This is a genomic window from Streptomyces sp. V4I2 (assembly GCF_030817655.1).
Classification (GTDB): Bacteria; Actinomycetota; Actinomycetes; order Streptomycetales; family Streptomycetaceae; genus Streptomyces; species Streptomyces plumbiresistens.
The window spans coordinates 1,734,593-1,757,867 of the sequence record NZ_JAUSZM010000003.1; the positions used below are offsets into that span (position 1 = coordinate 1,734,593).

The window sequence follows — 23,275 nt, forward strand, 5'->3', positions numbered from 1 at the left end:
GGCACCATGTCTGCCCTGCCTCGGCACGTACTTTCCGGTACTGATCTGCCCGGCCTGCGGTGGCTGCGCAGCAGTTACAGCACGGGAGCGAACAACTGCGTCGAGACCGCCCGGCTCGTGGCCGGGCACTCGGCGGGACTGCTCGCCGTGCGCGACTCGAAGAACCCGGCCGGACCCGCGCTGCTCTTCTCCCCCGAGAGCTGGGCGGGTTTCACGGCCGCGGTCCACCACATCTGACCCGTTCCGCCGTCCGGCGGCGCACGGCCGTGCCACGCCGACTCACGGTCGCGTCTCGCCGATCACCCGTACAGCGCGTTCGATCTGCCCGTCCAAGAGGTCCGCGCGGGCGGTCAGCCTCAGCCGGGAGATGCCGTCGGGCACGGAAGGAGGACGGAAGCAGCCCACGACCAGCCCCTGCGCACGACAGTCGGCCGCCCAGCGCACGGCACCCTCCGGGGACGGTGCGCGCACGGAGACGACCGCGGCGTCCGGACGTACCGCTTCCAGACCCGCGGCGCTCAGGCGTGCGTGCAGCTCGGCGGCGACCGTGCGCGCCCGCGCCGCCCGCTCCGGCTCGCGGCGCAGCAGGCGCACGGCCGCCAGGGCCGCGCCCGCCGCCGCGGGGGCCAGGCCGGTGTCGAAGATGAACGTCCGGGCCGCGTTGACCAGGTGGTCGATCACCCGGGCGGGGCCGAGGACGGCACCGCCCTGACTGCCGAGCGACTTGGACAGCGTGACCGTCACGACGACATCGTCGGCGCCCGCGAGGCCCGCCGCCTGCGGGGCGCCGCGGCCGCCGTCGCCGAGGACGCCGAGGCCGTGGGCGTCGTCGACCACCAGCCCCGCGCCGCGCTCCCGGCACGCTTCGGCGAGCGCGGCCAGCGGGGCCGCGTCGCCGTCGACGGAGAAAACCGTGTCGGAGACGACGACGGCGGATCCCTCGTGGGTCAGGAGCGCCTTGCGTACGGCGTCCGGGTCGGCGTGCGCGACGACCTGCGTGCTCCCGCGGGCCAGCCGGCAGCCGTCGATGAGCGAGGCGTGGTTGCCCGCGTCGGAGACGATCAACGAGCCGTGCGGCGCCAGCGCGGTGACCGCGGCGAGGTTGGCCGCGTAGCCCGAGGAGAAGACGAGCGCCGCCTCGAAGCCGCAGAAGTCGGCCAGCTCGCGTTCCAGTTCCTGATGGAGCTCCGTGGTGCCGGTGACGAGCCGGGAGCCGGTCGAGCCGCCGCCCCAGGTCCGCGCGGCCCGCGCCGCGCCCTCGGTGACCTCCCGGTGCCGGGCCAGGCCCAGGTAGTCGTTGCTCGCCAGGTCCAGGAGCGGGGAGTCGGAGGGGCGGGGGCGCAGCGTCCGTACGAGTCCGGCGCGGCGGCGCAGCTCGGCCTGCTCGTCGATCCAGGCGAACGCCATCGGCCCTCCAGGGAATGGGTAGACAGTGCCGGTGATTTGTAGGCAGTCCACAGACACTAGCGGGACTGCCAGACCCCCATGATGTGGCAATACCCACACGTCGAAGCGTCTGAGTTGTGCGAACTCTCCTTGGCCGAAGGCGGCTCCGTAAGACAGGATCGGCTCTCATGGACCTGCTGAACACGCTGGTGGACAAGGGGCTTCGGCGCGAGCTGCCGACCCGCGAGGAGGCGCTGGCCGTCCTCGCCACTTCCGACGACGACCTGCTCGATGTGGTGGCCGCGGCCGGCAAGGTGCGCCGGCACTGGTTCGGGCGACGCGTGAAACTCAACTACCTGGTCAACCTCAAGTCGGGCCTGTGCCCGGAGGACTGCTCCTACTGCTCCCAGCGGCTCGGCTCCACGGCCGGCATCCTCAAGTACACCTGGCTCAAGCCCGACGACGCCTCGAAGGCCGCCGCGGCCGGGTTGGCGGGAGGCGCCAAACGGGTGTGTCTGGTGGCCAGCGGGCGCGGGCCCACCGACCGGGACGTGGACCGGGTCTCCGACACCATCAAGGCGATCAAGGACCAGAACGAGGGCGTCGAGGTGTGCGCCTGCCTCGGCCTGCTCTCCGACGGCCAGGCGGAGCGGCTGCGCGCGGCGGGCGCGGACGCCTACAACCACAACCTCAACACGTCCGAGGAGACGTACGGGGACATCACGACCACGCACACGTACGCCGACCGGGTGGACACCGTGCAGAAGGCGCACGCGGCCGGGCTGTCCGCCTGCTCCGGGCTGATCGCGGGCATGGGCGAGCGCGACGAGGACCTGATCGACGTGGTCTTCTCGCTGCGCGAGCTGGACGCGGACTCGGTGCCGGTCAACTTCCTGATCCCGGTCGAGGGCACCCCGCTCGCCAAGGAGTGGAACCTCACCCCGCAGCGCTGCCTGCGGATCCTGGCGATGGTCCGGTTCGTCTGCCCGGACGTCGAGGTGCGCATCGCGGGCGGCCGCGAGGTCCATCTGCGCTCGATGCAGCCGCTCGCCCTGCACCTGGCCAACTCGATCTTCCTGGGCGACTACCTCACGACGGAGGGCCAGGCCGGCAAGGCCGACCTGGACATGATCGCGGACGCCGGGTTCGAGGTGGAGGGCACCGACCAGGTGACGCTGCCGGAGCACCGGGTGACTGCCGGGGGCGGGTGCGGGTCGCACGAGGGCGGCGGCGGGTGCGGGTCGCACGAGGGCGGCGGCGCGTGCAGGTCCGCTCCGGCCGCAGCTCCGGCCGCCGCGCCTGCGGGCGAGCCTCGTACGGACCTGGTGGCCGTACGCCGTCGAGGCGCCGGAACGGACCTCGCGCCCAATGCCTGACCTGACCGGCCTGCCTGTCGCCGAGTTGCTGGAGCTGGACCGGCGGCACGTCTGGCATCCGTACGGTCCCATGCCCGGCCGCCAGGAACCGCTCGTCGTGGAGTCGGCGAGCGGGGTACGGCTGCGCCTGGCCGACGGCTCGGGCGAGCTGGTTGACGGCATGTCGTCCTGGTGGTCGGCCATCCACGGCTACAACCACCCGGTGCTCAACGAGGCCGCGCGCGAGCAGCTCGGGCGGATGAGCCACGTGATGTTCGGCGGGCTCACCCACGAGCCCGCCGTACGGCTCGCGAAGCTCCTTGTCGACATATCGCCGGACGGCCTGGAGCATGTCTTCCTCGCCGACTCCGGGTCGGTGTCGGTCGAGGTCGCGGTCAAGATGTGCCTGCAGTACTGGCGCTCGCTGGGACGGCCTGCCAAGCAGCGCCTGTTGACCTGGCGCGGCGGCTACCACGGCGACACCTGGCAGCCCATGTCGGTGTGCGACCCCGAGGGCGGGATGCACGAGCTGTGGTCCGGGGTGCTTCAGCGCCAGGTGTTCGCGGACCCGCCGCCGGCGGAGTACGAGGAGTCGTACGCCGACCGGCTGCGCGCGCTGATCGAGCGGCACGCCGACGAGCTGGCCGCGGTGATCGTCGAGCCGGTGGTGCAGGGCGCGGGCGGGATGCGGTTCCACTCCCCCGCGTACCTGCGGGTGCTGCGCGAGGCGTGTGACGCGAACGGCGTGCTGCTGGTGTTCGACGAGATCGCGACCGGGTTCGGCCGCACCGGCGCGCTGTTCGCGGCGGAGCACGCGGCGGTGACCCCGGACGTGATGTGCGTGGGCAAGGCGCTGACCGGCGGCTATATGACCATGGCGGCCACCCTGTGCACCGCGCGCGTGGCCGACGGCATCTCGCGCGGCGAGGTCCCGGTCCTCGCCCACGGCCCGACCTTCATGGGCAACCCGCTCGCCGCCTCGGTCGCCTGCGCCTCGATCGAGCTGCTGCTGGGCCAGGACTGGCTCGCGGAGGTCAAGCGGATCGAGGCGGGGCTGCGGGACGGGCTGGCGCCCGCTCTTGCCATCCCGGGTGTGAAGGACGTCCGCGTCCTCGGCGCCATCGGGGTCGTGCAGCTCGACCACGCCGTGGACATGAAGGCGGCCACGGAAGCGGCCGTGCGCGAGGGCGTGTGGCTGCGGCCGTTCCGCGACCTCGTCTACACGATGCCGCCGTATGTCACGGGCGACGCGGACGTGGCACGGATCGCGCGTGCGGTGTGCGCGGCGGCGCGCGAAGGGTGAGCGGGAGGGATGACATGCCGGTACTGGTGATCACGGGCACGGGCACGGAGGTCGGCAAGACGATCGCGACGGCCGCCGTGGCCGCCGCCGCACTCGCCGCCGGACGCTCGGTGGCCGTACTCAAGGCCGCGCAGACGGGCGTACGGCCGGACGAGCCGGGGGACGCCGCCGAGGTGGCGCGGCTCGCGGGTGCCGTGACGGCCGCCGAACTTGCCCGTTATCCCGAGCCGTTGGCACCGGCCACGGCCGCGCGGCGGGCGGGGCGGGCGCCGGTGCGTCCCCAGGAGGTCGCCGAGGCCGCCGCCAAGCTGGCCACCGAGCACGACCTGGTGCTGGTCGAGGGAGCGGGCGGACTGCTCGTGCGGTTCGACGCGGCGGGCGGGACACTGGCCGACGCGGCCGCGCTGCTGGCGGCGCCGGTGCTGGTGGTGGCGTCGGCGGGCCTGGGCACGCTGAACACCACGGAACTGACGGCCCGTGAACTCCGTAGGCAGGGGCTCGACTTGGCCGGAATCCTGATCGGCAGCTGGCCCGACGCACCCGATCTCGCCTCGCGCTGCAATCTGGCGGACCTGCCGGACGTGTCCGGGGCCCCGCTGCTGGGCGCCCTGCCCGCCGGTGCCGGGGCCCTCGATCCCGCCGACTTCCGTACCGCGGCGCCGGGTTGGCTGGCGCCGCGGCTGGACGGGACGTGGGACGCGGAGGCGTTCTGGAGGCAGGAGGCTCCCTAGGCCCCGGGCCCTAGTCGCCGGCTTCCGCGAGGAGCCTCACCAGTTCGATGCGGGAGCGGATGCCAAGCCGGGTGAAGACACCCCGCAGATGGTGGTCGATCGTGCGCGGGCTGAGCGCGAGGCGGTCGGCGATCTCGCGGTTGGTGGCGCCCTCGGCGGCCATCCGGGCGACCCGGAGCTGCTGGGCGGTGAGGCGGGCCGTGGGGGTGTCGGGGGCGGTGTGGGCGGGTGCCGTCGGCGCGCCCAGGGCACGCAGTTCGGTGCGGGCCTGGGCCGCACAGTGCGGTGCGCCGAAGGAGTCGAACGCCTCCAGGGCGCTGTGGAGACGGTCGCGTGCCTCGGTACGGCGGCGCAGCCGGCGCAGTGCGCTGCCGAACAGCAGCTCCGTGCGGGCGCGTTCGAAGTCCCGGGTGCCGTGGGAGTGCAGGTCGAGTGCGCAGCGGTAGTGCTCCACGGCCTCCTCGCCCGGCGCCAACAGGGCCCGGCAGCGGGCGCTGAGGGCCAGGTCGTCGGGGCTGAGCACCGCGCTCGCCCACCGGTGGTAGTCGGCGTGGGCGACCCGCGCGACCCGGGAGTCGCCGGTGCGGACGGCGGCCTCGACGTAGTGCGGGGTGGCCAGGTGCCGGATCGCGCGGTGACCGTGACCGGGGCCGAACCCGGCGAGGGCGCGCAGCCGGGCCGCCGCAGCGGCGAAGCGGCCGGTGCTGAGGTCGAGGTAGGCGAGCGCCCACTGAGCGAGCGCGGCGGGCAGGCCGAGGCCGCGGGCGAGGGCGTACGTCCGTGCGGTCGCGGCGCGTTCGCGGCAGACGTCCGCGTCGCCGGTGACCGCCGCGAACATGGCGAGCGCGGCCTGCAGATGACAGGCGCCGTTGTCCTGACCGGTGGCGTACGCCTCCCTCAGCGCGTCCGCCGCGGCGGCCTCCCCGGCCCTCGGGCGCCCCGTCCAGAAGTCGGCGTACGCCCGGAACTCCATCGCCTGCACCACGGTGGCCGTGGCGCCCCGAGCCCGGGCCGAGGCGTCCGCGCGGAGGGTGGCGGTGGCGGCCCGGGTGTGGTCTCCGAGCAGCAGCGCGGCGATGCCGGCGTGGATGAGCAGGGTGGGGTCCCCACCGGGACCGCACCGCCCGGCCGCCGCCATCAGCAGATCCCGCGCGTCCTCGTACCGCCCGTCGAAGGCGGCGGCCAGCCCACCGAGCGTCCCGGGCAGCACGATCCCCAGCCGGTCGGCGGCCCGCGCCGCCTCACGGCATCGACGCAGGTCACCGGTGTAGATGGCGGCTTCGGTGGCACGGGCGAGGAGTTGGGCGGCGGGGTCGGGGGCGCGCACTTGGGAGCCGGCGGACGAGGCAGCCTGCCCGCCCCGCACCACAGCCACGGACGGCGTACGGCGCAACTCGCCACCGGCGTCCGCGCCGTCGCCGTCGCCGTCGCCGGACGAGGCGTCAGGGCGGTCGCCTCCCCTGCCCTGACCCGCCGCCCTGCGCACCGCTGCCCCCAGCAACGCGTCGAACGCCTCCGAGGCGTTGCCCGCCCGCAGGGCGAGGATGCCGGCCAGTGCCTCCTCGTGGCCGGCGGCGGCCAGCCGGCGGGCGCGGTCGCCGTCACCGGAGTGCCAGGCGCACGCGGCCGCGAGGGCGAGGAGGCGGGACTGTTCGCCCGTGTCGGGGCTGAGCGCGGCCGCGCGTTCGGCGAGGGCCCGGGCCGAGAGGAGCCGGCCCGCGGCCTGCGCTCCGCGCGCCGCAGTGCCCAGTTCCGCCGCGAGCCGGCCGCTCGGGCCGAGCGCGCCCGCGCCGCGGTGCCAGGAGCGGCCGGACGTCTCGCCGTCGCCGCGCAGCACGCGGGCCAGCAGCCGGTGAACGACGCGCCGGTCCGCCGGGGAGCCGGTCTCGTACGCGGCGATCCTGGTCCAGGCGTCCCTGAAGACGACCCCGCCCGCCGTGGCCTGCGCGACCCCGGCCTTCTCGGCGGCCTCCAGCGGCCGGGTGTCGAGGCGGGCGGCCGTGACGGCGCGCAGGAAGGCGTGGGTGGGCACCGGGTACTGGTCGGCCGCCGCGAGGAGCAGGAGCAGGCGGGTGTCGTCGGGCAGCGCCTGGGTCTCCGCGCGGTGTGCGCGCAGCAGGGCGGGGGCCAGTTCGGCCGGTTCCGTCGGCAGGGGGTCCAGGCCCGCCGACTGCCGTTCGGTGAGCAGCGGTACGAGTTCGGCGGCGGCGCGCGGATCGCCGTACACGGCACGCAGCACTCGGACGCGGACGCCTTCGGCAAGCACGGGTGCCGGCCGCTTGCACGTGTCCGTGCGCAGCGGTGGCGAAGTGCGCTCGCGGGGCTGGGGGTTCACCGGAGTCACCACGCCCTTGACGTTACTGGCGCGTTAATTCACCCGTAAAGACCGGCGATTTCGCCGATGCGGCGCGCGTAGACCGGCCTGACACTCCTGACAACCCCACCCGTATCAGGAGGCTTCATGCAGCGCTCCAAGCGTCGCATCGCCGCGGCCGTGTCGGCCGTGACGGCACCGCTCCTTCTGTCACTCTCCCTGGCCGCGGCCCCCGCGCACGCCGCGACCCACAACCCGATCGTCTTCGTGCACGGCCTGAGCAGTTCGTCCAGCAGCTGGGACGACTGGGCCGGCTACTTCAGGGCCGACGGTTACACCGCCGCGGAGCTGGACGCCTGGTCGTACAGCTGGTCCCAGTCGAACGTGACGACCGCCCGGCAACTGGCCACCGAGATCCAGAACGTGCTCGCCCGGACCGGCGCCTCGAAGGTCGACCTGGTCGTGCACTCGATGGGCGCGCTCAGCTCCCGCTACTACCTGAAGAACCTCGGCGGGACGGCGTACGTCGACGACTTCGTCTCGACCGCCGGCACCAACCACGGCACGTCCACCGCCTCGTGGTGCTCGTGGCTGTACACCTCCTGTGCGGAGATGTACACCGGCAGTTCCTTCCTCACCTCGCTGAACTCCGGCGACGAGACACCGGGCAGTGTGTCGTACGCGAGCTACTGGTCGAACTGCGACGACGCGCTCACCCCGGACACCACGGCGATCCTGAACGGCGCCACCAATGTCGAGGTCGGCTGCGTGTCGCACACCGACATGAACAACGACCACGGTGTCTACGAGCAGGTGCGCGACTTCGTGGAGTGAGGGACTGCGGGGGGTGCGACGGGCTCGTACGGGGGACAATTCTGGTGAGGCCCGCCTGCCAGGGAGGTTGCCATGCCGCTGCGGTCCGCGCGATCCGGCAAGGTGTCCCGTGATCCCGTCCACCACCCGCTGTTCGCCCGGTATTACGCCCGGATCAGTGTGAGCGCCGAGTCCAAGATGGGCATGGGCGGCGTGCGCGAACGGCTGCTGTCCGGCCTGTCCGGGCGGGTCATCGAGATCGGCGCGGGAAACGGCCTGAACTTCGCGCACTATCCGGGCACCGTCTCGGAGGTGGTGGCCATCGAACCGGAGCGCGTACTGCGGAAGTTGGCCGTGGAGGCGGCCCTGCGCTCCGGGGTGCCGGTCGACGTGGTGCCGGGCGCCGCGGAGGCGCTGCCGGTCAAGAGCGAGGCCTTCGACGCGGCGGTGATCTCGCTGGTGCTGTGCAGCGTGCGGGACGTGCCGCGGGCCCTCGGCGAGATACGGCGGGTCCTGCGGCCCGGTGGCGAGGTGCGGTTCTTCGAGCACGGCAGGGGCGGCGGCCGGGCGATGGGTCTCACCCAGCGCGCACTGGACCGCACGCTGTGGCCGCCGCTGAGCGGTGGCTGCCATGTGGCCCGGGAACCGATCGCCGCCCTGCGGGACGCCGGGTTCGAGCTCGGCCCCTACCGGCAGCTGCTGATGCCCGAGAAGGGCCCGAGGCTGCCCACGTCCTACTGTGTGCTGGGCACCGCGTGGCGCCCCACGTCGCAGGAGCCATGATCACTCGCCCCACCGGCGTACATCACTCGCTCCACCGGCGCAGCTCCTGCGCGATGTCGTGCACGGACGCCGCGCCGCTCTTGACCAGCCGGGCCAGTTCACGCACCTGCTCGGGCGAGGTGACGACCTTGAGGCCGCTGGCCACCAGGTAGGCGTACGCCACGGCCGAGGCGAACAGGGCGTTGGAGCGCTCCAACGCGGGGACGTGGACGAGGAGTTGGAGCAGGGCGGCGGCACGCGCGTGCGGGCTGTCGTAGACAGGTGCGTCGAATATCTCGGCCTGGTGGCGCGCGACAGCGGCGACGAGGGCGCCCCAGTCGGTGACCTGGGGGTCTCCGGGGGTCCGCTGTTCGGCGAGCATCAGGAGCCAGGCGAGGTCGATTCTGAGATTGCTCAACGGATCAGCGGCGCCCTTCGCCGATCTCGTCGGCGAACACCTTCTCGTACTGCTTCATGAAGTCGGCGGCGGCCTCCACGAAGGTGTGGCCCGCCTCGCCGGTGTCCTGTCTGACCAGTTCCTCGATGTAGCGGTTGACGCTCATCCCGCGGGCCAGGGCGCGTTCGCGGGCCGCGCGGGCCGTGCCCTCGTCGACGCGCACGTTCAGCTGGGTCTTCGCCATACCTTGAAGCTAGCGCCGGATTGCTAGCACCCGCAAGAGGGGTCAGGGCACGCACACGGACCGAGAAGGTGCCCCTTACATCGGTATCAGGGACCCGACCTGCGACGGAGACCGACTCGACCCCACGAGGGATACCGGGTGTGGGCTCGGTCACACTACCCTCGGGCGGGACCAGGAGTGCGCGACGTCCACGAGCGAGGAGAGAGCCTTGTCCACACCCGCTGCTCAGCACGTGCCGGGCCAGGCACCGGCCGACGGGATCGCCGCCCGCGCCCGCGGTCTGACCAAGGCGTACGGCTCGGGCGAGACGACCGTGCTGGCCCTGGACTCGGTGGACGTGGACATCGCACGCGGCCGGTTCACCGCGGTCATGGGGCCGTCCGGCTCCGGGAAGTCCACGATGATGCACTGCCTGGCGGGCCTCGACACCGTCTCCGCCGGACAGGTGTGGCTCGGCGACACCGAGATCACGGGGATGAAGGACCGCGAGCTGACCCGGCTGCGCCGGGACCGGATCGGCTTCATGTTCCAGTCGTTCAACCTCATCCCGACGCTGAACGCGGCCGAGAACATCACCCTGCCGATGGACATCGCGGGCAAGAAGCCCGACGAGAAGTGGCTGGACCAGGTCATCGACACGCTGGGGCTCCGGGACCGGCTCAAACACCGGCCGTCCCAGCTGTCCGGCGGCCAGCAGCAGCGCGTCGCGTGTGCCCGCGCCCTCGCCTCCCGGCCGGAACTGATCTTCGCGGACGAGCCGACCGGCAACCTCGACTCGCGGGCGGGCCTGGAGGTCCTCGGCTTCCTGCGCGAGGCGGTCGACCAGCTCGGGCAGACCGTCGTCATGGTGAGTCACGACCCGGGCGCCGCCGCCCACTCCGACCTGGTGCTCTTCCTCGCGGACGGGCGGATCGTCGACGAGATGGAGCGGCCGACCGCGGAGGCGGTCCTCGAACGCATGAAGCGCTTCGACGTGACCCGGGCCGCTCCGTTCACCGCCGAAGACGGGGGCACCCCGTCCGACGTCACCCTCGACAAGGACTGATCCCGTGCTGAAGGCGACGCTCCGCAGCTTCCTCGCCCACAAGGGACGGCTGCTGCTCTCCGCGCTGGCCGTCGTCCTGTCCGTGGCCTTCGTCGCGGGCAGCCTGATCTTCTCCGACACGCTCAGCCGGACCTTCGACCGGCTCTTCGCCACGACCGCGCCCGACGTCACCGTCAGCCCGAAGGAGACCCTCGACGAGGCCGTGCCGTCCGGCATGACGGCCACCCTGCCGGCCGAACTCGCGGCCCGGGTGGCCGCCATCGACGGGGTGGCCGCCGCCCGCTCGGACGCCGAGGTCGAGAACATCACCGTCGTCGACGACGAGAACGAGACCGTCGGGCCGACCACCGGCGCCCCCACCATCGGCACCGACTGGAACCCTGACGAACGCAGCCCGGTCGAGCTCACTTCAGGACACGCCCCGCGCGGACCGGCCGAGGCGATGCTCGACTCGGAGACCGCCGACCGCAAGGACGTGAGAATCGGCGACACGCTCAGCGTGATCGCGGGCCCGGGCTCCTTCAAGGTCGAGGTCGTCGGCATCGCCACCTTCACCACCACCAACCCCGGCGCCGCGCTGCTCTTCCTCGACCCCGAGACCGCGCGGGAGAAGCTGCTGGGCGACGCGAAGGCCGCGACCAGCATCTCGGTCGACGCCGACGAGGGCGTCAGCGACGCTCAGCTGAAGCAGCGCGTGACCGCCGCGCTCGGCGCGGACGCCTACGACTACCGGACCGCCGACGAGCAGGCCGAGTCGGACGTCGAACAGCTCGGCGGATTCCTCGACATCATCAAGTACGTCATGCTCGGCTTCGCCGGCATCGCCACGCTGGTGGGCATTTTCCTCATCGTCAACACCTTCTCGATGCTGATCGCGCAGCGCACCCGCGAGCTGGGCCTGCTGCGCGCACTGGGCGCCGACCGGCGCCAGGTGCGCCGCTCGGTCCTCACCGAGGCGCTGCTGCTCGGCCTGGTCGGCTCCACCCTGGGCCTGGCCACCGGCATCGGGCTCGCGGCCGGGCTGATCGAGCTGATGAACGCGCTCGGCATGAACATCAAGTCCAGCGAGATGGTGATCGGCTGGGGCACGCCGGTGGCGGCGTACGTCGTCGGTGTCGGCGTCACCTTCGTCGCGGCCTACCTCCCGGCCCGGCGCGCGGCGGGCGTCTCGCCGATGGCGGCCCTCGCGGACGCCGAGATCGCCGGGATCGGCCGGCCGCTGCGGACGCGGGCGATCGTCGGCGGTGTCGTCGCGGCACTCGGCGCGGCCGCGCTCGTCGGCTGCGTCACCGCGTCCGAGACCGGTTCCGCGGCCTCCCTGCTGGGCCTCGGCATCATCCTCACCCTTCTCGCCACCGTGATCGCGGGCCCGCTGCTGGTGCGGCCGGTGATCCGGGTGCTCGGCGGCGCCTTCCCGGCGCTGTTCGGGTCCGTCGGCCGGATGAGCCAGCGCAACGCCCTGCGCAATCCCCGCCGCACGGGCGCCACCGCGGCCGCGCTGATGGTGGGCCTGGCACTGGTGGGCGGGATGTCGGTGGCGAGCGCCTCGATGAGCGAGTCCTTCGACCAGCAGATCGACGAGACGCTGGGCGCCGACTTCGTCGTGCAGAACGGCAACTTCCTGCCCTTCCCGCAGGAGGTCACCGAGGCGGTGCGGGACACGCCGGGCGCGGGGCTCGTCGTACGGTCGCGGCTCACCCCGGTCGCGGTACGACTGCCGGACGGCGACCGGGTCGAGACGACCGCCGCGGCCTACGACCCGCAGCTCGACGAGGTCGCCACCATCACGTACGCGCAGGGCGACACCGAGGACGCGCTCGCGGGCGGGAACCTCGCCATGGACCTGGACTTCGCGCGGGACCACGGCGTCCGGGTCGGCAGTACGGTCCCCGTCGAGTTCCAGGGTGGACGCACCACCGAACTGACGGTCGGCGCCCTCACCGACCAGGACGCCGCCGAGGGGTTCGGTACCCAGGGCGGTCTGTACTTCGGCCTGGACACCCTGGAGGAGTTCGCGCCGGGTGGCCAGGACTCCGCGCTGTACGTGAACGCCGGCTCCGGACTGAGCGCCGACGAGCTGCGCGACAACCTGGAGCGGACGCTCGACCCGTACCCGCAGGTGCAGGTGCGCGACCTGGCCGACTACAAGGAACTGGTCCACGACCAGATCGCGGTCCTGCTCTACCTCGTCTACGCGCTGCTGGGGCTGGCCATCGTCATCGCGGTCCTCGGCGTGGTCAACACCCTTGCTCTGTCGGTCGTGGAGCGGACCCGCGAGATCGGTCTGCTGCGGGCCATCGGGCTCGCCCGGCGTCAGCTGCGCCGGATGATCCGGCTGGAGTCGGTGGTGATCGCGGTGTTCGGCGCCGTCCTGGGGCTCGCGCTGGGGCTGGTGTGGGGCGTATGCACCCAGCAGGTGCTGGCGTTGCAGGGCATGAACGCGCTCGCGATCCCCTGGGGCACGATCGTCGCGGTCGTCGTCGGCTCGGCGGTGGTGGGTGTCGTGGCGGCGCTGCTGCCCGCGTTGCGTGCATCCCGCATGAATGTGCTGGCGGCCATCGCGCACGAGTGATGGAATCCGGACGGGTACTCAAGTCGCCTACTGCTGAGGAGAGTTCATGTCCCGTCCGTTCCGTTTCGGTGCCAACATGATCGTCCCCGCGCCCGCCGAGGAGTGGCGGGCCAAGTGCCGCCGGGCCGAGGAGCTGGGCTACGACGTGATCCTGGTCCCCGACCATCTCGGCATGGTCGCGCCCTTCCCGGCGCTGGTCGCGGCGGCGGAGGCGACCGCGCGGCCGCGGCTGGGCACCTTCGTGCTCAACGCCGGTTTCTGGAACCCGGCGTTACTGGCCCGCGAGGTCGCCACCACCGACGCGCTGACCGGCGGGCGGCTGGAACTGGGTCTCGGTACCGGATACGTACAGGCCGAACACGACACGGCCCGCCTTCCGTACGGCTCGCCGGGCGAGCGGGTGGACCATCTGCGGCGCACGATCGAGGAGTTGGGGCGACTGCTCTCCTCCCCGGAACACCAACCTCAGCCTGTCCAGAAAGTGCCGCTCATGGTCGGCGGCAACGGCGACCGCATGCTGCGGCTCACCGCCGAGCACGCCGACATCGCCGCTTTCACCGGCGCGCGCCCGGTGCCGGGGGACACGGCGGGCAAGATGCTGCCGATCACTCCCGAGGAACTCGACGAGCGCGTGGCCCGGTACCGGGAGCTGGCGAAGGGGCGTGCGGAGCCGGCCGAACTGAACGTCCTCATCCAGCTGGTGGCGATCACCGACGACCCCGAGGCCGCCGTCCGGCCCCTCGTGGAGCGGGTGCCCGACCTGAGCGTGGAACAGGCCCTGGAGCTGCCCCTCGTCCTGGCCGGCACGCTGGAGCAGATCACCGCGAAGGTGCTGGCGCAGCGTGAGCGGTACGGCTTCTCGTATCTGACGGTCCTGGAGCCGTACATGGAGGCGTTCGCACCGGTGGTCGCCCGATTGCAGGGCCAATGACCGTTGCAGGGCCGATGACCGTCCGGATGCCGGAATTCCGGGTCCCGGTCCGGGCCGGCGTGATGGGATCGCCGTATGACCGACCTGCGGATACGGGCCGCGACGCCCGACGACCTCGACAGCGTGCTGGCCTTCTGGAAGGTGGCCGCCGAGGGGACGAGCATCAGCGACGACCGGAGCGGCGTGGAGCGGCTGGTCGCCCGTGACCCCGAGGCGCTGATCCTGGCCGAGCTCGACGGCGAACTCGTCGGCACGGTGATCGCGGGCTTCGACGGCTGGCGCTGCCATCTGTACCGGCTCGCGGTACACCCGGACCGGCGCCGCCGGGGCATCGGCGGCGCCCTGCTGACGGCCGCCGAGGAGCGTTTCGTACGGCTGGGCGGGCGCCGTGGGGACGCGATGGTGCTGACGCGCAACGAGACCGCTCACCACGCGTGGCGGGCGGCCGGGTACACGCCCGAGGAGAAGTGGCGACGCTGGGTGAAGCCCCTCACGGACTAGGGAACCTGCCACCGAACATACTCTTTTGCCCATCCTTTACTATTGGATGGCCACTCGGTCCTCCATGAAAGGTGTGAGCGTCCGCCCATGGGCGAGCCTCCCAGTACGAGACATCGCGCGATCCTCCCTGCCCTGCCCGACCATGGGACGGAGGTGACCCGATGACGGAAGTGCTTCTGCTGCTGGTGGCGATCCTGCTCTCGCTGATCTGTGGTGCCTTCGTCGCCGCGGAGTTCTCGCTGACCACCGTCGACCGCGGCGAGTTGGAGCGCGCGGTCGAGCGCGGCGAGCGGGGCGCGGCCGGGGCCCTGAAGGCCGTACGCAGCCTGACCTTCCAGCTCTCCGGCGCGCAGCTCGGCATCACGGTCACCAACCTGGTGGTCGGCATGCTCTCCGAGCCGTCGATCGCCGCGCTGATCGCGGGCCCGCTGGAATCGGCCGGCGTCTCCCGCTCCACGGCGAGCTCCCTGGCCCTGGTGCTCGGTACGGCCCTGTCGACGGTGTTCCTGATGGTCGTCGGCGAGCTGGTGCCGAAGAACTGGGCGATCTCCTCGCCGCTGGCCGTGGCCAAGCGGGTGGGCAACGCGCAGCGCTGGTTCAGCGCCGCGTTCCGCCCCTTCATCACCCACCTCAACAACACCGCCAACCGCGCGGTGCGCCTCTTCGGCCTGGAGCCCGCCGAGGAGCTGGCCTCGGCGCGCGGGCCGCAGGAGCTGGCCGCGCTGGCCCGGCACTCCGCGCGGGAGGGCGCCCTGGAGGCGGACACCGCCGAGCTGTTCGTACGGACGCTGAACCTCGCCGACCTGACCGCGGAGAACGTGATGACGCCGCGCGTGCAGGTCATCGCCCTGGACGTGCAGGCGACCTGCGAGGACGTGGCGAACGCGACCCGGGCGACCGGCCTGTCCCGGTTCCCGGTCTACCGCGGCAACCTCGACTCGGTCGTGGGCACCGCGCACATCAAGGACGTCCTGGCGGTGCCCGCCGAGCTCCGCACCCGCGTGTCCGTGTCCGAGCTGATGCGCGAGCCGCTCCTGGTCCCGGAGTCCCTCACCGTCGACCGGCTCCTGGACCGGCTGTCCGGCAAGCGCACGATGGCCGTGGTCATCGACGAGTACGGCGGCACGGCGGGCGTGGCCACGCTGGAGGACATCGTCGAGGAGGTCGTCGGCGAGGTGCGGGACGAGCACGACCCGCACGAGACGCCCGACCTGGCCCGGGCCGGAACCGACGAGGAGGGCCGCGCCCTGTACTCCGCGGACGGCTCCACCCGCACCGACCAGCTCGCCCGCGTCGGCCTCAGGGCCCCCGAGGGGCCGTACGAGACCCTGGCCGGCCTCGTCGCGACGGAGCTCGGCCGCATCCCCGCCGTCGAGGACCGGGTCGAGGTCGCGGGCTGGCTGCTGGACGTGGTGGACGCGTCGGGCCGCAGGGCCGCGCGGCTGCTGCTGCACGCACCGCTGCATGAAGGGATCACGGAGGTGGAGGGCAAGTGACCGCCGTTCAGTTGCTGATCGGTCTGGCGACCCTCGTCGTCAACGCCTTCTTCGTGGGCGCGGAGTTCGCGCTGATCTCCGTACGCCGCAGCCAGATCGAGCCGCATGCCGACCAGGGCGACCGGCGCGCGAAGAGCGTGCTGTGGGGTCTGCAGCACGTGTCCGCGCTGATGGCGGCCGCACAACTCGGCATCACGCTGTGCACGCTGATCCTGGGTGTGGTCGCGGAGCCGGCCATCGCGCATCTGCTGGAGCCGGTGTTCCATGCCATGGGTGTGCCCTCCGGCGCCGGACACGCGGTCTCCTTCGTGATCGCGCTGACCCTGGCGACGTATCTGCACATGCTGCTCGGCGAGATGATCCCGAAGAACATCGCGCTCGCGGAGCCGGTGCGCAGCGCGCTGGTGCTCGGCCCGCCGCTGGTCGCCCTGTCCCGGGCGCTGCGACCGGTGATCTTCACGATCAACGCCTTCGCCAACACCCTGCTGAAGCTCCTCAGGGTCGAGACCAAGGACGAGGTCGCGGCCACCTTCTCGGACGCCGAGCTGGCCCGGATCGTGCGGGACTCCGGCGAGGCGGGTCTGATCGACGACCGTGCGCGGGAGCGGCTGCACGACGCGCTGGAACTGGGGCGCCGGCCGGTGCGGGACGTGGTGCTCCCCCTGGAACGTGTCGTCTACGCGCGCGTGGGCATCACTCCGGAGCAGTTGGAACAGCTCTCGGCCGAGTCCGGGTTCTCCCGCTTCCCGGTGGTGGACGACGGGCGCCGCATCGTCGGCTACCTGCATGTGAAGGACGCACTGGACGCCGCTCCGCGGGACGTGCCCTTCCGGGTGCAGGACATGCGGCCCAGCGCCCGGGTACGGGAGAGCACCCCGCTGGACGACGTCCTGACGGCGATGCGGGGCAGCCGTACGCATCTCGCGGCCGTGCTGGGCTCCGACGGGCGGCTGACCGGTCTGGTGACCATGGAGGACGTGCTGCGGGAGCTGTTCGCGCAGCGGGCCTGATCGGTGAGGTGTGGGGGCCCGGGCCGACCGACCGGCGGGTATGGTCCCGGGTTACCATCTGTGACGCCATGCAGAAGAACCCCACGTACACCAGCCTGGTCGCGGTCGGCGACTCCTTCACCGAGGGCATGTCGGACCTGCTCCCGGACGGCACCTACCGCGGCTGGGCCGACCTGCTCGCCGGGCGGATGGCCGCCCACTCCCCCGGCTTCCGGTACGCGAACCTCGCGGTGCGGGGCAAGCTGATCGGGCAGATCGTCGCCGAGCAGATCGACGTGGCGGCGGTCATGCGGGCCGACGTGGTCACGCTGGTCGGCGGGCTCAACGACACGCTCCGGCCCAAGTGCGACATGGGGCGGGTGCGCGCGCTGCTGACGGAGGCCGTGGAGCGGCTCGCCCCGTCCTGCGAGCAGCTGGTGCTGATGCGCAGCCCGGGGCGCCAGGGCCCGGTCCTGGAGCGTTTCCGGCCACGCATGGAGGAGCTGTTCGAGTGCATCGACGGCCTCGCCGAGAAGCACGGCGCGCTGGTGGTCGACCTGTACGGGGCGCCGTCGCTCGGCGATCCCCGGATGTGGGACGTGGACCGGCTGCACCTGAGCGGCGAGGGACACCGGCGGGTCGCGGAGGCGGTGTGGCAGGGGCTCGGCTACGAGCCCGAGGACACCGAGTGGCGCACACCGCTGCCCCTCACACCACCGCCGGGCTGGGCCGCCCGCCGGGTCGCGGACGCCCGCTTCGCCCGCCAGTACCTCCTCCCGTGGATCGGCCGCCGCCTGACGGGCCGCTCCTCGGGCGACGGACTCCCGCCGAAGCGGCCGGACCTGTCGCCGTATGAGGGCCCCGCGGAGTAACCCGCCGTGGCCACGCGGGTGATCAACGTCAGCTGGCAGAAGGCCTACCGAGCCTCTCTGCTCGGCACGAGGAAGCCCGGCGCGCCCGCGTACCTCTACCACGGCACGGCGGACACCATCGTCCCGATCGCCCAGGGAGACATGCTCTACCACGACTGGTGCGCTCAGGGAGCCTCGGTGCAGTACGTGGCCCTCCCCGGCCTCGAGCACATCTCCGGGTTCATCGCCGGGGCGCCGGCCGGCGTCCAGTGGCTGGCCGACCGCCTCGCGGGCAAGCAGGCCGTCGCCGGCTGCCACGAAGTGAGCCTTCCCTGATCCGCCGGTCCTTCCACACCTCGGCTTCCCCTCAGGAAGCCGGGGTCGAGGGCGGTTCGCCGGGGGCCGCGGCGTCGGCCAGACAGGAGCGAACGATCTTCAGCACCGCACCCTCGGGATCGGCGAGCCCCGGCGCGGTCCCCGGGCGGGTGAGCAGGCCGCCGAGCACCATGTCGACGAGACTGGCGCCGACCTCCTCGGCCGTGTGCGGTCCGGACGGGTCGAACCAGGTCCAGGCCCATTGGGCGGAGCCCATCATCAGCAGGCTCTGGAGGTTGGGGTCACCCTCGCGGAACTGGCCGCTTTCCGTTCCCTTGCGCAGGATGCCTCGTACAAGCCCCAGGTACTCCCCGCGCAGGCGTACGCCCTCGCTCATCGTCTCGTGGTCCGCGAGCCTGGCGATCTCCCGTTGGAAGGCCACCGTGGCGTCACGGTCATGTTCCTGGTACAGCACGAAGGCGAACAGCATCCCCGCGAGCTGCTCCGGCGGCGAGGACAGCCGGTTCACGATCAGATACGCCTCGGCGAGCCTGCGGCGCATGTAGGACTCGTGCAGCGCGGCGAGCAGCCGGTCCTTCGTGCCGTAGTGGTGGACGATGGTGCCCTTGGAGATGCCCAGTTCCGCCGCGATGTCGCTGAAGTTGGTGCCGTCGTAGCCGGACTGGGCGACTCGGCGCGTGAACGACTCCAGGATGTGGCCCGACCTGCCCGGGGCGCCCGCACCCGCGCGCCTAGCAGCCATTTCAGGTCCCTCCGTGGTCACGACGACGAACGCTCCCCACCTTATCGCGTCGACTGACCGTACGAGCGACCAGTCAGGCGGACACGGTGAACGCGGGGAACGGCTCGCCGTGATCCGGGCGCAGGATCGTCAGGACCAGTGCCGTCCCCGGTGGCGGGGCGGCGGGAGCGCCCAGGACCGGTGCGTGCAGCCAGGGCCCTTCAGCGAGTTCGACCAGGGCCTGGACCGTGGCGCTCCCGGCGTCACCCGGGGTCGACACCGCGGCCACGACCCGCGCGGTGCCCATGGCCTCGACCCATCGCAGGTCCCGTGACTCACAGGCCGTGCACGCTTCGGCGTCGGGGCGACAGTTGTGGCCGCACGCGTCGCAGCGGCGGATCAGCAGCAAGCCCTCCATGAGCCCTTCGAACCACGCCGCGGATGCCGCGTCCCGTCGGGCGATGATGTGCGCGGTCATGGAAAGCTCCTTCAGGAGGCGTGCCCGGCGCCGAGCACCAGGGTCGCGTGGTGGTCGAGGACGCCGCCGTTGCCACTGACCAGCGCGACGTCGTGGCGGGGGACCTGGCGGCCCTCCCCGGCCTGGCCGCGTACCTGCTGGACGGCTTCGACCAGGGGGGTCATGCCCCAGAGGTAGAAGCCCGACAGCTGTCCGCCGCCGGTGTTGGTGGGCAGCGCGCCGCCGGGGGCAAGCGCGCCGGAGGCCGCCAGTTCTCCGGCCTCTCCCTTCGCGCAGAACCCGTAGTCCTCCAGGGTGACCAGCACCGTGTAGGTGTAGCAGTCGTAGATCTCCCGGACGTCCACGTCGGACGGGGTGATACCGGCCATCTTCATCGCGGCTGCTCCCGAGGCGGCGGCTCCCGTGACGAGACCGAAGTCGCTGCCCCGCTCCATCACGTATCCCGGGTGCGCCTGGCCCCAGCCCCACACGTGGACCGGCGGCCTGGGCAGGGCGGCGGTGCGCTCGGCGGTGGTGACGACCACGGCAGCGCCTCCGTTGGACACCAGGCAGCAGTCGAACAGATGCAGTGGCCGCACCACCCAGCGGGACCGGTGGTAGTCCTCCAGGGTCATCGGCTTTCGGAACTGTGCGGCGGGGTTGTGCGCGGCCCACTGCCGTTGCCCGACCGCGACGGCACCGAGGTGGTCGTTGGTGACGCCGTAGTGCGCCATGTAGCGGGCGGCGGCCACGGCGTAGCGGTGGTTGACGCTGGTGAATCCGCCGGCTGTCTCCGCGCTGCGGAAGCCGGTGGCGGTGAGCGAACTGGAGAGGTACGCGTCCCCGCTCCGTGCGTTCTCGCGCAGCGGCGCGTCGGCGAAGACGCAGACGACGGTGGTCGCGGCGCCGGAGAGCACGGCCGCAGCGGCCTGCGCGACCATGATGCCCGAGGAGGCGCCGAAGGACTGCACCTGGGAGAGCAGGGTGAGGTCACGCAGGCCCAGACGCTTGGCGAGGCCCAGGTCGAGGCCTGGGCTCTTGCCCGCGTTGATCAGGAGCCCGTCCACGTCCCGCAGGTGCAGGCCGGCATCCGTCACCGCGAGCCGCACCGCCTCGTCGGCGAAGTCCGCCGCGGAACGCCCGTACACCTTGCCGACCTCGGTCAGGCCGAGGCCTGCGATCGCCGCATGGCGGCCGCTCATCGGTTCTCCCTTCTTCAGTGCACTCGTCAGGCCACTGCGGTGGTTCGGCGTGCCCGCGCGTTGCGTTCGCGTGCGAAGTCCAGCGCGTCGTTCCAGGTACAACCGCGATTGATCATCACCCGGTACTTCATGATGTGCGTCGGGTGATCGACCGCCAGCGCGCCTGTGAGGCGTTCGCCGGTGCGGTAGAGCGCCACCCATCGCCCGTCGGCCGGATCACCGCTGACCACCCGGACTTCGTCGGCCCGGGAGATCCCGACGAACTGGATGCGAGTTCCGTACCAGTCCGACCAGAAGTAGGGGACGGTGGAGTACGGCCGGGCCTCCGCCGGCTTCAGGGCGTTGACAGCGGCGGTCGCGCCCTGCTCGGCGGCGCTGGTCCAGTGTTCGAGCCTCATCGGCTGTCCGAACAGCGGGTTGTGCCAGTGCGCGACGTCACCTGCGGCGTAGACGCCGCGTACGGACGTGGCCAGCGTCCGGTCGCAGCGCACCCCGTCGGCGAGCGCGACGCCGGATCCGTCCAGCCAGGAGGTGGCCGGGTCGGCCCCGATACCCGCCACGACGAGGCCCGCGTGCAGCGTGCTGCCGTCCCCGAGTTCGACGCCGATTCCCTCGCCGTCCCGCCGGATCGCCCGCACGCTCACCCCGCGCCGCAGATCGGTGCCGGCCCGGTCGTGCAGCGCGGCGCAGGCCATACCCATCTCGTCACCCAGGGCCCGGCGCAGGGGAACGTCGGCGGCCTCCACGACGGTCACCGGCAGGCCCCGCTCACGGGCGGCCGAGGCGACCTCCGAGCCGATGAAACCGGCGCCGACGACGACGAGCCGGGCTCGGTCGTCGAGCGCCCGGCGAACCGCCGCCGCGTCGTCGGCCGTACGCAGGGTGTGGACGCCCGCGAGGCCCTCCGTTGCGGGCAGGACGCGGGCGACGGCTCCGGTGGCGATGACCAGCGCGTCGTACGGGACCGGGGCGCCGCCGTCCACCAGGACCACACCGCCTTCGGTGTCCAGGCCGGTCGCGCGGGCGCCGAGCCGTAGGTCGACGCCGAGTTCGCCGCGCAGGGTGTCCTCGGTGCGGAAGGTGGTGTCCGGGGGGCCGCCGGGTGCCTCGGCCAGGTACGCCTTGGACAGGGGCGGACGGTCGTACGGCAGGTGATCCTCGGCGCCGATGAGCGTGATGGAACCGGTGAAGCCGCTCGCGCGGGCGCCTTCGACAGCGCGCAGTCCGGCCAGGGAGGCGCCGACGACGACCAGTCGCTGTGGTGTGGTCACGGCCGTCAGTCCTCGGTCAGTCGGAGGGCCTCGGTCGGGCAACTGGTCACCGCTGCCCGGATCTCGGCCAGTTTTCCGTCGGGGACGACGTCGGTGCTGAGGACGAGAGCGCCTTCGTCGTCCACCTCGAAGACCTCGGGCGACAGGGACTCGCAGATGCCGAGGCCGGTGCACTTCCCGCGGTCGAGCAGGATCTTCATGTTCGGGTCGCCTCCTTGGCGTCGAGAGGGCTGGGCGAGGAGTTAGGCGGCCGGACCGAGCTGGACGGGCAGTCGCCGGATTCCGTTGATGAAGTTGGAGCGGAACCGCTCCGGTTCGCCGGCGAGCCGCATGTGCGGGAACCGGGCGAAGAGCCTGCCGAGCAGCACCCGCGCCTCCATGCGGGCCAGGCTGTTGCCCAGGCAGAAGTGGGTGCCGGTGCCGAAGGCGAGGTGGTTGGCCGGGTTGCGGGTGATGTCGAAACGGTCCGGGTCGGCGAACACGGCCTCGTCGCGGTTGGCGGAGCCGTAGAACATCACGACCTTCTGGCCTTCCTCGATCCGTTGGCCACCGAGGACGGTGTCGCAGGTCGCCGTACGTCGGAACTGGATCACCGGCGAGTGGAAGCGCAGCGCCTCCTCGATCGCGGACGGCAGCAGCTCGGGGTCGGCGCGCAGGGCGTCCCACTGGCCGGGGTGGCGGCCGAGGGTGAGCACGGCTCCGGTCAACAGGTTGCGGGTGGTCTCGTTGCCGGCGATCACCAGCAGTTGGAAGAAGCGGTTCAGGTCCCCGCTCGACAGCCGTTCGCCGTCGACCTCCGCGTTGACGATGGTGCTCCAGATGTCGTCGGTGGGGTGTTCGCGTTTGGCCCGGGTCTGCTCGGCGGCGTAGGCGAACATCTCGGTGAAGGCGGAGACGAAGGACGGCAGGCCGCCGTACGAGGGGTCATCGAGCCCGACCATCCGGTTGGTCCAGTCGTACAGCAGACCGCGGTCGGCGGAAGACACCCCGAGGACGTCGGCGAGGACGCGCAGCGGCATCTCGGACGACACCTTCTCCACCAGATCGATCTCGGTGTCCGGATCCAGGTCCGCCACGATGGCTTCCGCGTGGGCGTCGACCGAGTCGAACATGCCCTTCACCATGCGCGGGGTGAACGCCTTGCTGACGATCGACCGCAGCTTGCCGTGGTCGGGCGGGTCGATGTTGAGCATCATCTGCTGGAGCGCGGCAACGTCCTTCGGCCGCTGGTCCCTCAGGAACGTCGCTCCCCTGTGCGAGGAGAACACGGCCGGGTTGCGGGACACCGTGACGACGTCCTCGTACCTGGTCACGGCCCAGAAGCCCGGTCCGCCGGCGAAGCCCTCGGAGGGGGGTTCCTCGATCCAGGCCACGGGCCGCGTCCGGCGCAGCTCCGCGAACAGGTGGTGCGGGACTCCGTCGCGGTAGGTGTCCGGATGCCCCAGGTCCGGACCCAGCGTCTGAGCGATCACTCGAACTCCTCGAATCCCTCGTCGTTCTGAACATGCACCGTTGTTATTGACCGTACGTACGGTCTAACGTAAACACGCAGCCTAGCCAACGGTCAACCGCTCGAGTGGGAGGGCGGGGCCGGGACA

24 protein-coding genes are annotated in these 23,275 nt (G+C 72.2%); 14 read left to right on the top strand and 10 right to left on the bottom strand.

Features of this window, described 5'->3' with window-relative positions; all coding sequences use genetic code 11:
* The first annotated feature begins 6 nt into the window (after positions 1 to 6).
* Positions 7 to 237: a DUF397 domain-containing protein gene (locus QFZ76_RS08840; RefSeq protein ID WP_266443683.1), complete on the top strand. Its 231-nt coding sequence runs from the start codon at positions 7 to 9 to the stop codon at positions 235 to 237.
* 42 nt (positions 238 to 279) lie between these two features.
* On the opposite strand, the gene QFZ76_RS08845 is transcribed toward QFZ76_RS08840, so the two are convergent.
* Positions 280 to 1,407 carry an 8-amino-7-oxononanoate synthase gene (locus QFZ76_RS08845; RefSeq protein WP_307673198.1) on the bottom strand — a complete coding sequence of 376 codons (1,128 nt, stop codon included), beginning with the start codon at positions 1,405 to 1,407 and terminating at the stop codon, positions 280 to 282.
* A gap of 167 nt (positions 1,408 to 1,574) precedes the next feature.
* On the opposite strand from QFZ76_RS08845, the gene bioB reads away from it, so the two are divergent.
* From bioB to bioD, 3 genes are read left to right on the top strand one after another with little or no spacing between them, the layout of a single operon-like run.
* Complete coding sequence (bioB, locus tag QFZ76_RS08850; RefSeq protein ID WP_307673199.1) at positions 1,575 to 2,762, top strand: biotin synthase BioB; 1,188 nt, start codon at positions 1,575 to 1,577, stop codon at positions 2,760 to 2,762.
* Positions 2,755 to 4,044 carry an adenosylmethionine--8-amino-7-oxononanoate transaminase gene (locus QFZ76_RS08855; RefSeq protein ID WP_307673200.1) on the top strand — a complete coding sequence of 430 codons (1,290 nt, stop codon included), beginning with the start codon at positions 2,755 to 2,757 and terminating at the stop codon, positions 4,042 to 4,044. Before bioB ends, QFZ76_RS08855 begins: the two co-directional genes overlap by 8 nt.
* Positions 4,045 to 4,058: 14 nt before the next feature.
* Positions 4,059 to 4,775 (top strand): dethiobiotin synthase, encoded by a 717-nt coding sequence (bioD, locus tag QFZ76_RS08860; protein WP_307673201.1) that lies wholly within the window; start codon positions 4,059 to 4,061, stop codon positions 4,773 to 4,775.
* Between the two features lie 10 nt (positions 4,776 to 4,785).
* On the opposite strand, the gene QFZ76_RS08865 is transcribed toward bioD, so the two are convergent.
* A complete protein-coding gene (locus QFZ76_RS08865) occupies positions 4,786 to 7,122 on the bottom strand; it encodes a helix-turn-helix transcriptional regulator (RefSeq protein ID WP_307673202.1) in 2,337 nt (778 codons plus the stop codon).
* 114 nt (positions 7,123 to 7,236) lie between these two features.
* Between QFZ76_RS08865 and QFZ76_RS08870 the strand changes: the two genes are divergently transcribed.
* The gene (locus QFZ76_RS08870; RefSeq protein ID WP_307673203.1) at positions 7,237 to 7,923 is read left to right on the top strand and encodes a triacylglycerol lipase; all 687 of its coding nucleotides are present in this window, start codon (positions 7,237 to 7,239) and stop codon (positions 7,921 to 7,923) included.
* Between the two features lie 72 nt (positions 7,924 to 7,995).
* Positions 7,996 to 8,685, top strand: a complete 690-nt coding sequence (locus tag QFZ76_RS08875) for a class I SAM-dependent methyltransferase (RefSeq protein ID WP_307673204.1) — start codon at positions 7,996 to 7,998, stop codon at positions 8,683 to 8,685.
* A 22-nt stretch (positions 8,686 to 8,707) separates the two neighbouring features.
* Here the strand turns inward: QFZ76_RS08875 and QFZ76_RS08880 are convergent, their stop codons facing one another.
* The gene (locus QFZ76_RS08880; protein WP_307673205.1) at positions 8,708 to 9,082 is read right to left on the bottom strand and encodes a fic family toxin-antitoxin system, toxin component; all 375 of its coding nucleotides are present in this window, start codon (positions 9,080 to 9,082) and stop codon (positions 8,708 to 8,710) included.
* 4 nt (positions 9,083 to 9,086) lie between these two features.
* A complete protein-coding gene (locus QFZ76_RS08885) occupies positions 9,087 to 9,305 on the bottom strand; it encodes a toxin-antitoxin system HicB family antitoxin (RefSeq protein ID WP_307673206.1) in 219 nt (72 codons plus the stop codon).
* Positions 9,306 to 9,513: 208 nt separating this feature from the next.
* Between QFZ76_RS08885 and QFZ76_RS08890 the strand changes: the two genes are divergently transcribed.
* The 8 genes from QFZ76_RS08890 to QFZ76_RS08925 all read left to right on the top strand — a co-directional run bounded on the left by QFZ76_RS08890 (position 9,514) and on the right by QFZ76_RS08925 (position 18,026).
* Positions 9,514 to 10,350 (top strand): ABC transporter ATP-binding protein, encoded by an 837-nt coding sequence (locus QFZ76_RS08890; RefSeq protein ID WP_307673207.1) that lies wholly within the window; start codon positions 9,514 to 9,516, stop codon positions 10,348 to 10,350.
* A 4-nt stretch (positions 10,351 to 10,354) separates the two neighbouring features.
* Entirely contained in the window at positions 10,355 to 12,922 is a 2,568-nt protein-coding gene (locus QFZ76_RS08895) for an ABC transporter permease (protein ID WP_307673208.1), read from the top strand.
* Between the two features lie 46 nt (positions 12,923 to 12,968).
* Entirely contained in the window at positions 12,969 to 13,853 is an 885-nt protein-coding gene (locus QFZ76_RS08900) for an LLM class F420-dependent oxidoreductase (RefSeq protein ID WP_307673209.1), read from the top strand.
* A gap of 75 nt (positions 13,854 to 13,928) precedes the next feature.
* Positions 13,929 to 14,354, top strand: coding sequence for a GNAT family N-acetyltransferase (locus QFZ76_RS08905; RefSeq protein WP_307673210.1), 426 nt, complete (start codon positions 13,929 to 13,931; stop codon positions 14,352 to 14,354).
* A gap of 161 nt (positions 14,355 to 14,515) precedes the next feature.
* Positions 14,516 to 15,850, top strand: a complete 1,335-nt coding sequence (locus QFZ76_RS08910; RefSeq protein WP_307673211.1) for a hemolysin family protein — start codon at positions 14,516 to 14,518, stop codon at positions 15,848 to 15,850.
* Entirely contained in the window at positions 15,847 to 16,860 is a 1,014-nt protein-coding gene (locus QFZ76_RS08915; RefSeq protein WP_307673212.1) for a hemolysin family protein, read from the top strand. Before QFZ76_RS08910 ends, QFZ76_RS08915 begins: the two co-directional genes overlap by 4 nt.
* Positions 16,861 to 16,928: 68 nt before the next feature.
* Positions 16,929 to 17,711 (top strand): SGNH/GDSL hydrolase family protein, encoded by a 783-nt coding sequence (locus QFZ76_RS08920; RefSeq protein ID WP_307673213.1) that lies wholly within the window; start codon positions 16,929 to 16,931, stop codon positions 17,709 to 17,711.
* Between the two features lie 6 nt (positions 17,712 to 17,717).
* Positions 17,718 to 18,026: a lipase family protein gene (locus QFZ76_RS08925; RefSeq protein WP_307673214.1), complete on the top strand. Its 309-nt coding sequence runs from the start codon at positions 17,718 to 17,720 to the stop codon at positions 18,024 to 18,026.
* A 31-nt stretch (positions 18,027 to 18,057) separates the two neighbouring features.
* Here QFZ76_RS08925 and QFZ76_RS08930 read toward each other — a convergent pair whose 3' ends face one another.
* The 6 genes from QFZ76_RS08930 to QFZ76_RS08955 all read right to left on the bottom strand — a co-directional run bounded on the left by QFZ76_RS08930 (position 18,058) and on the right by QFZ76_RS08955 (position 23,149).
* Positions 18,058 to 18,768 (bottom strand): TetR/AcrR family transcriptional regulator, encoded by a 711-nt coding sequence (locus QFZ76_RS08930; RefSeq protein ID WP_307673215.1) that lies wholly within the window; start codon positions 18,766 to 18,768, stop codon positions 18,058 to 18,060.
* Between the two features lie 73 nt (positions 18,769 to 18,841).
* Complete coding sequence (locus tag QFZ76_RS08935) at positions 18,842 to 19,225, bottom strand: Zn-ribbon domain-containing OB-fold protein (protein WP_307673216.1); 384 nt, start codon at positions 19,223 to 19,225, stop codon at positions 18,842 to 18,844.
* Between the two features lie 11 nt (positions 19,226 to 19,236).
* Positions 19,237 to 20,406 (bottom strand): thiolase family protein, encoded by a 1,170-nt coding sequence (locus QFZ76_RS08940; RefSeq protein WP_307673217.1) that lies wholly within the window; start codon positions 20,404 to 20,406, stop codon positions 19,237 to 19,239.
* Positions 20,407 to 20,432: 26 nt separating this feature from the next.
* Positions 20,433 to 21,677, bottom strand: coding sequence for an NAD(P)/FAD-dependent oxidoreductase (locus QFZ76_RS08945; protein WP_307673218.1), 1,245 nt, complete (start codon positions 21,675 to 21,677; stop codon positions 20,433 to 20,435).
* 5 nt (positions 21,678 to 21,682) lie between these two features.
* Positions 21,683 to 21,877: a ferredoxin gene (locus QFZ76_RS08950; RefSeq protein WP_307673219.1), complete on the bottom strand. Its 195-nt coding sequence runs from the start codon at positions 21,875 to 21,877 to the stop codon at positions 21,683 to 21,685.
* 42 nt (positions 21,878 to 21,919) lie between these two features.
* Complete coding sequence (locus QFZ76_RS08955) at positions 21,920 to 23,149, bottom strand: cytochrome P450 (RefSeq protein ID WP_307673220.1); 1,230 nt, start codon at positions 23,147 to 23,149, stop codon at positions 21,920 to 21,922.
* Positions 23,150 to 23,275: the final 126 nt, after the last annotated feature.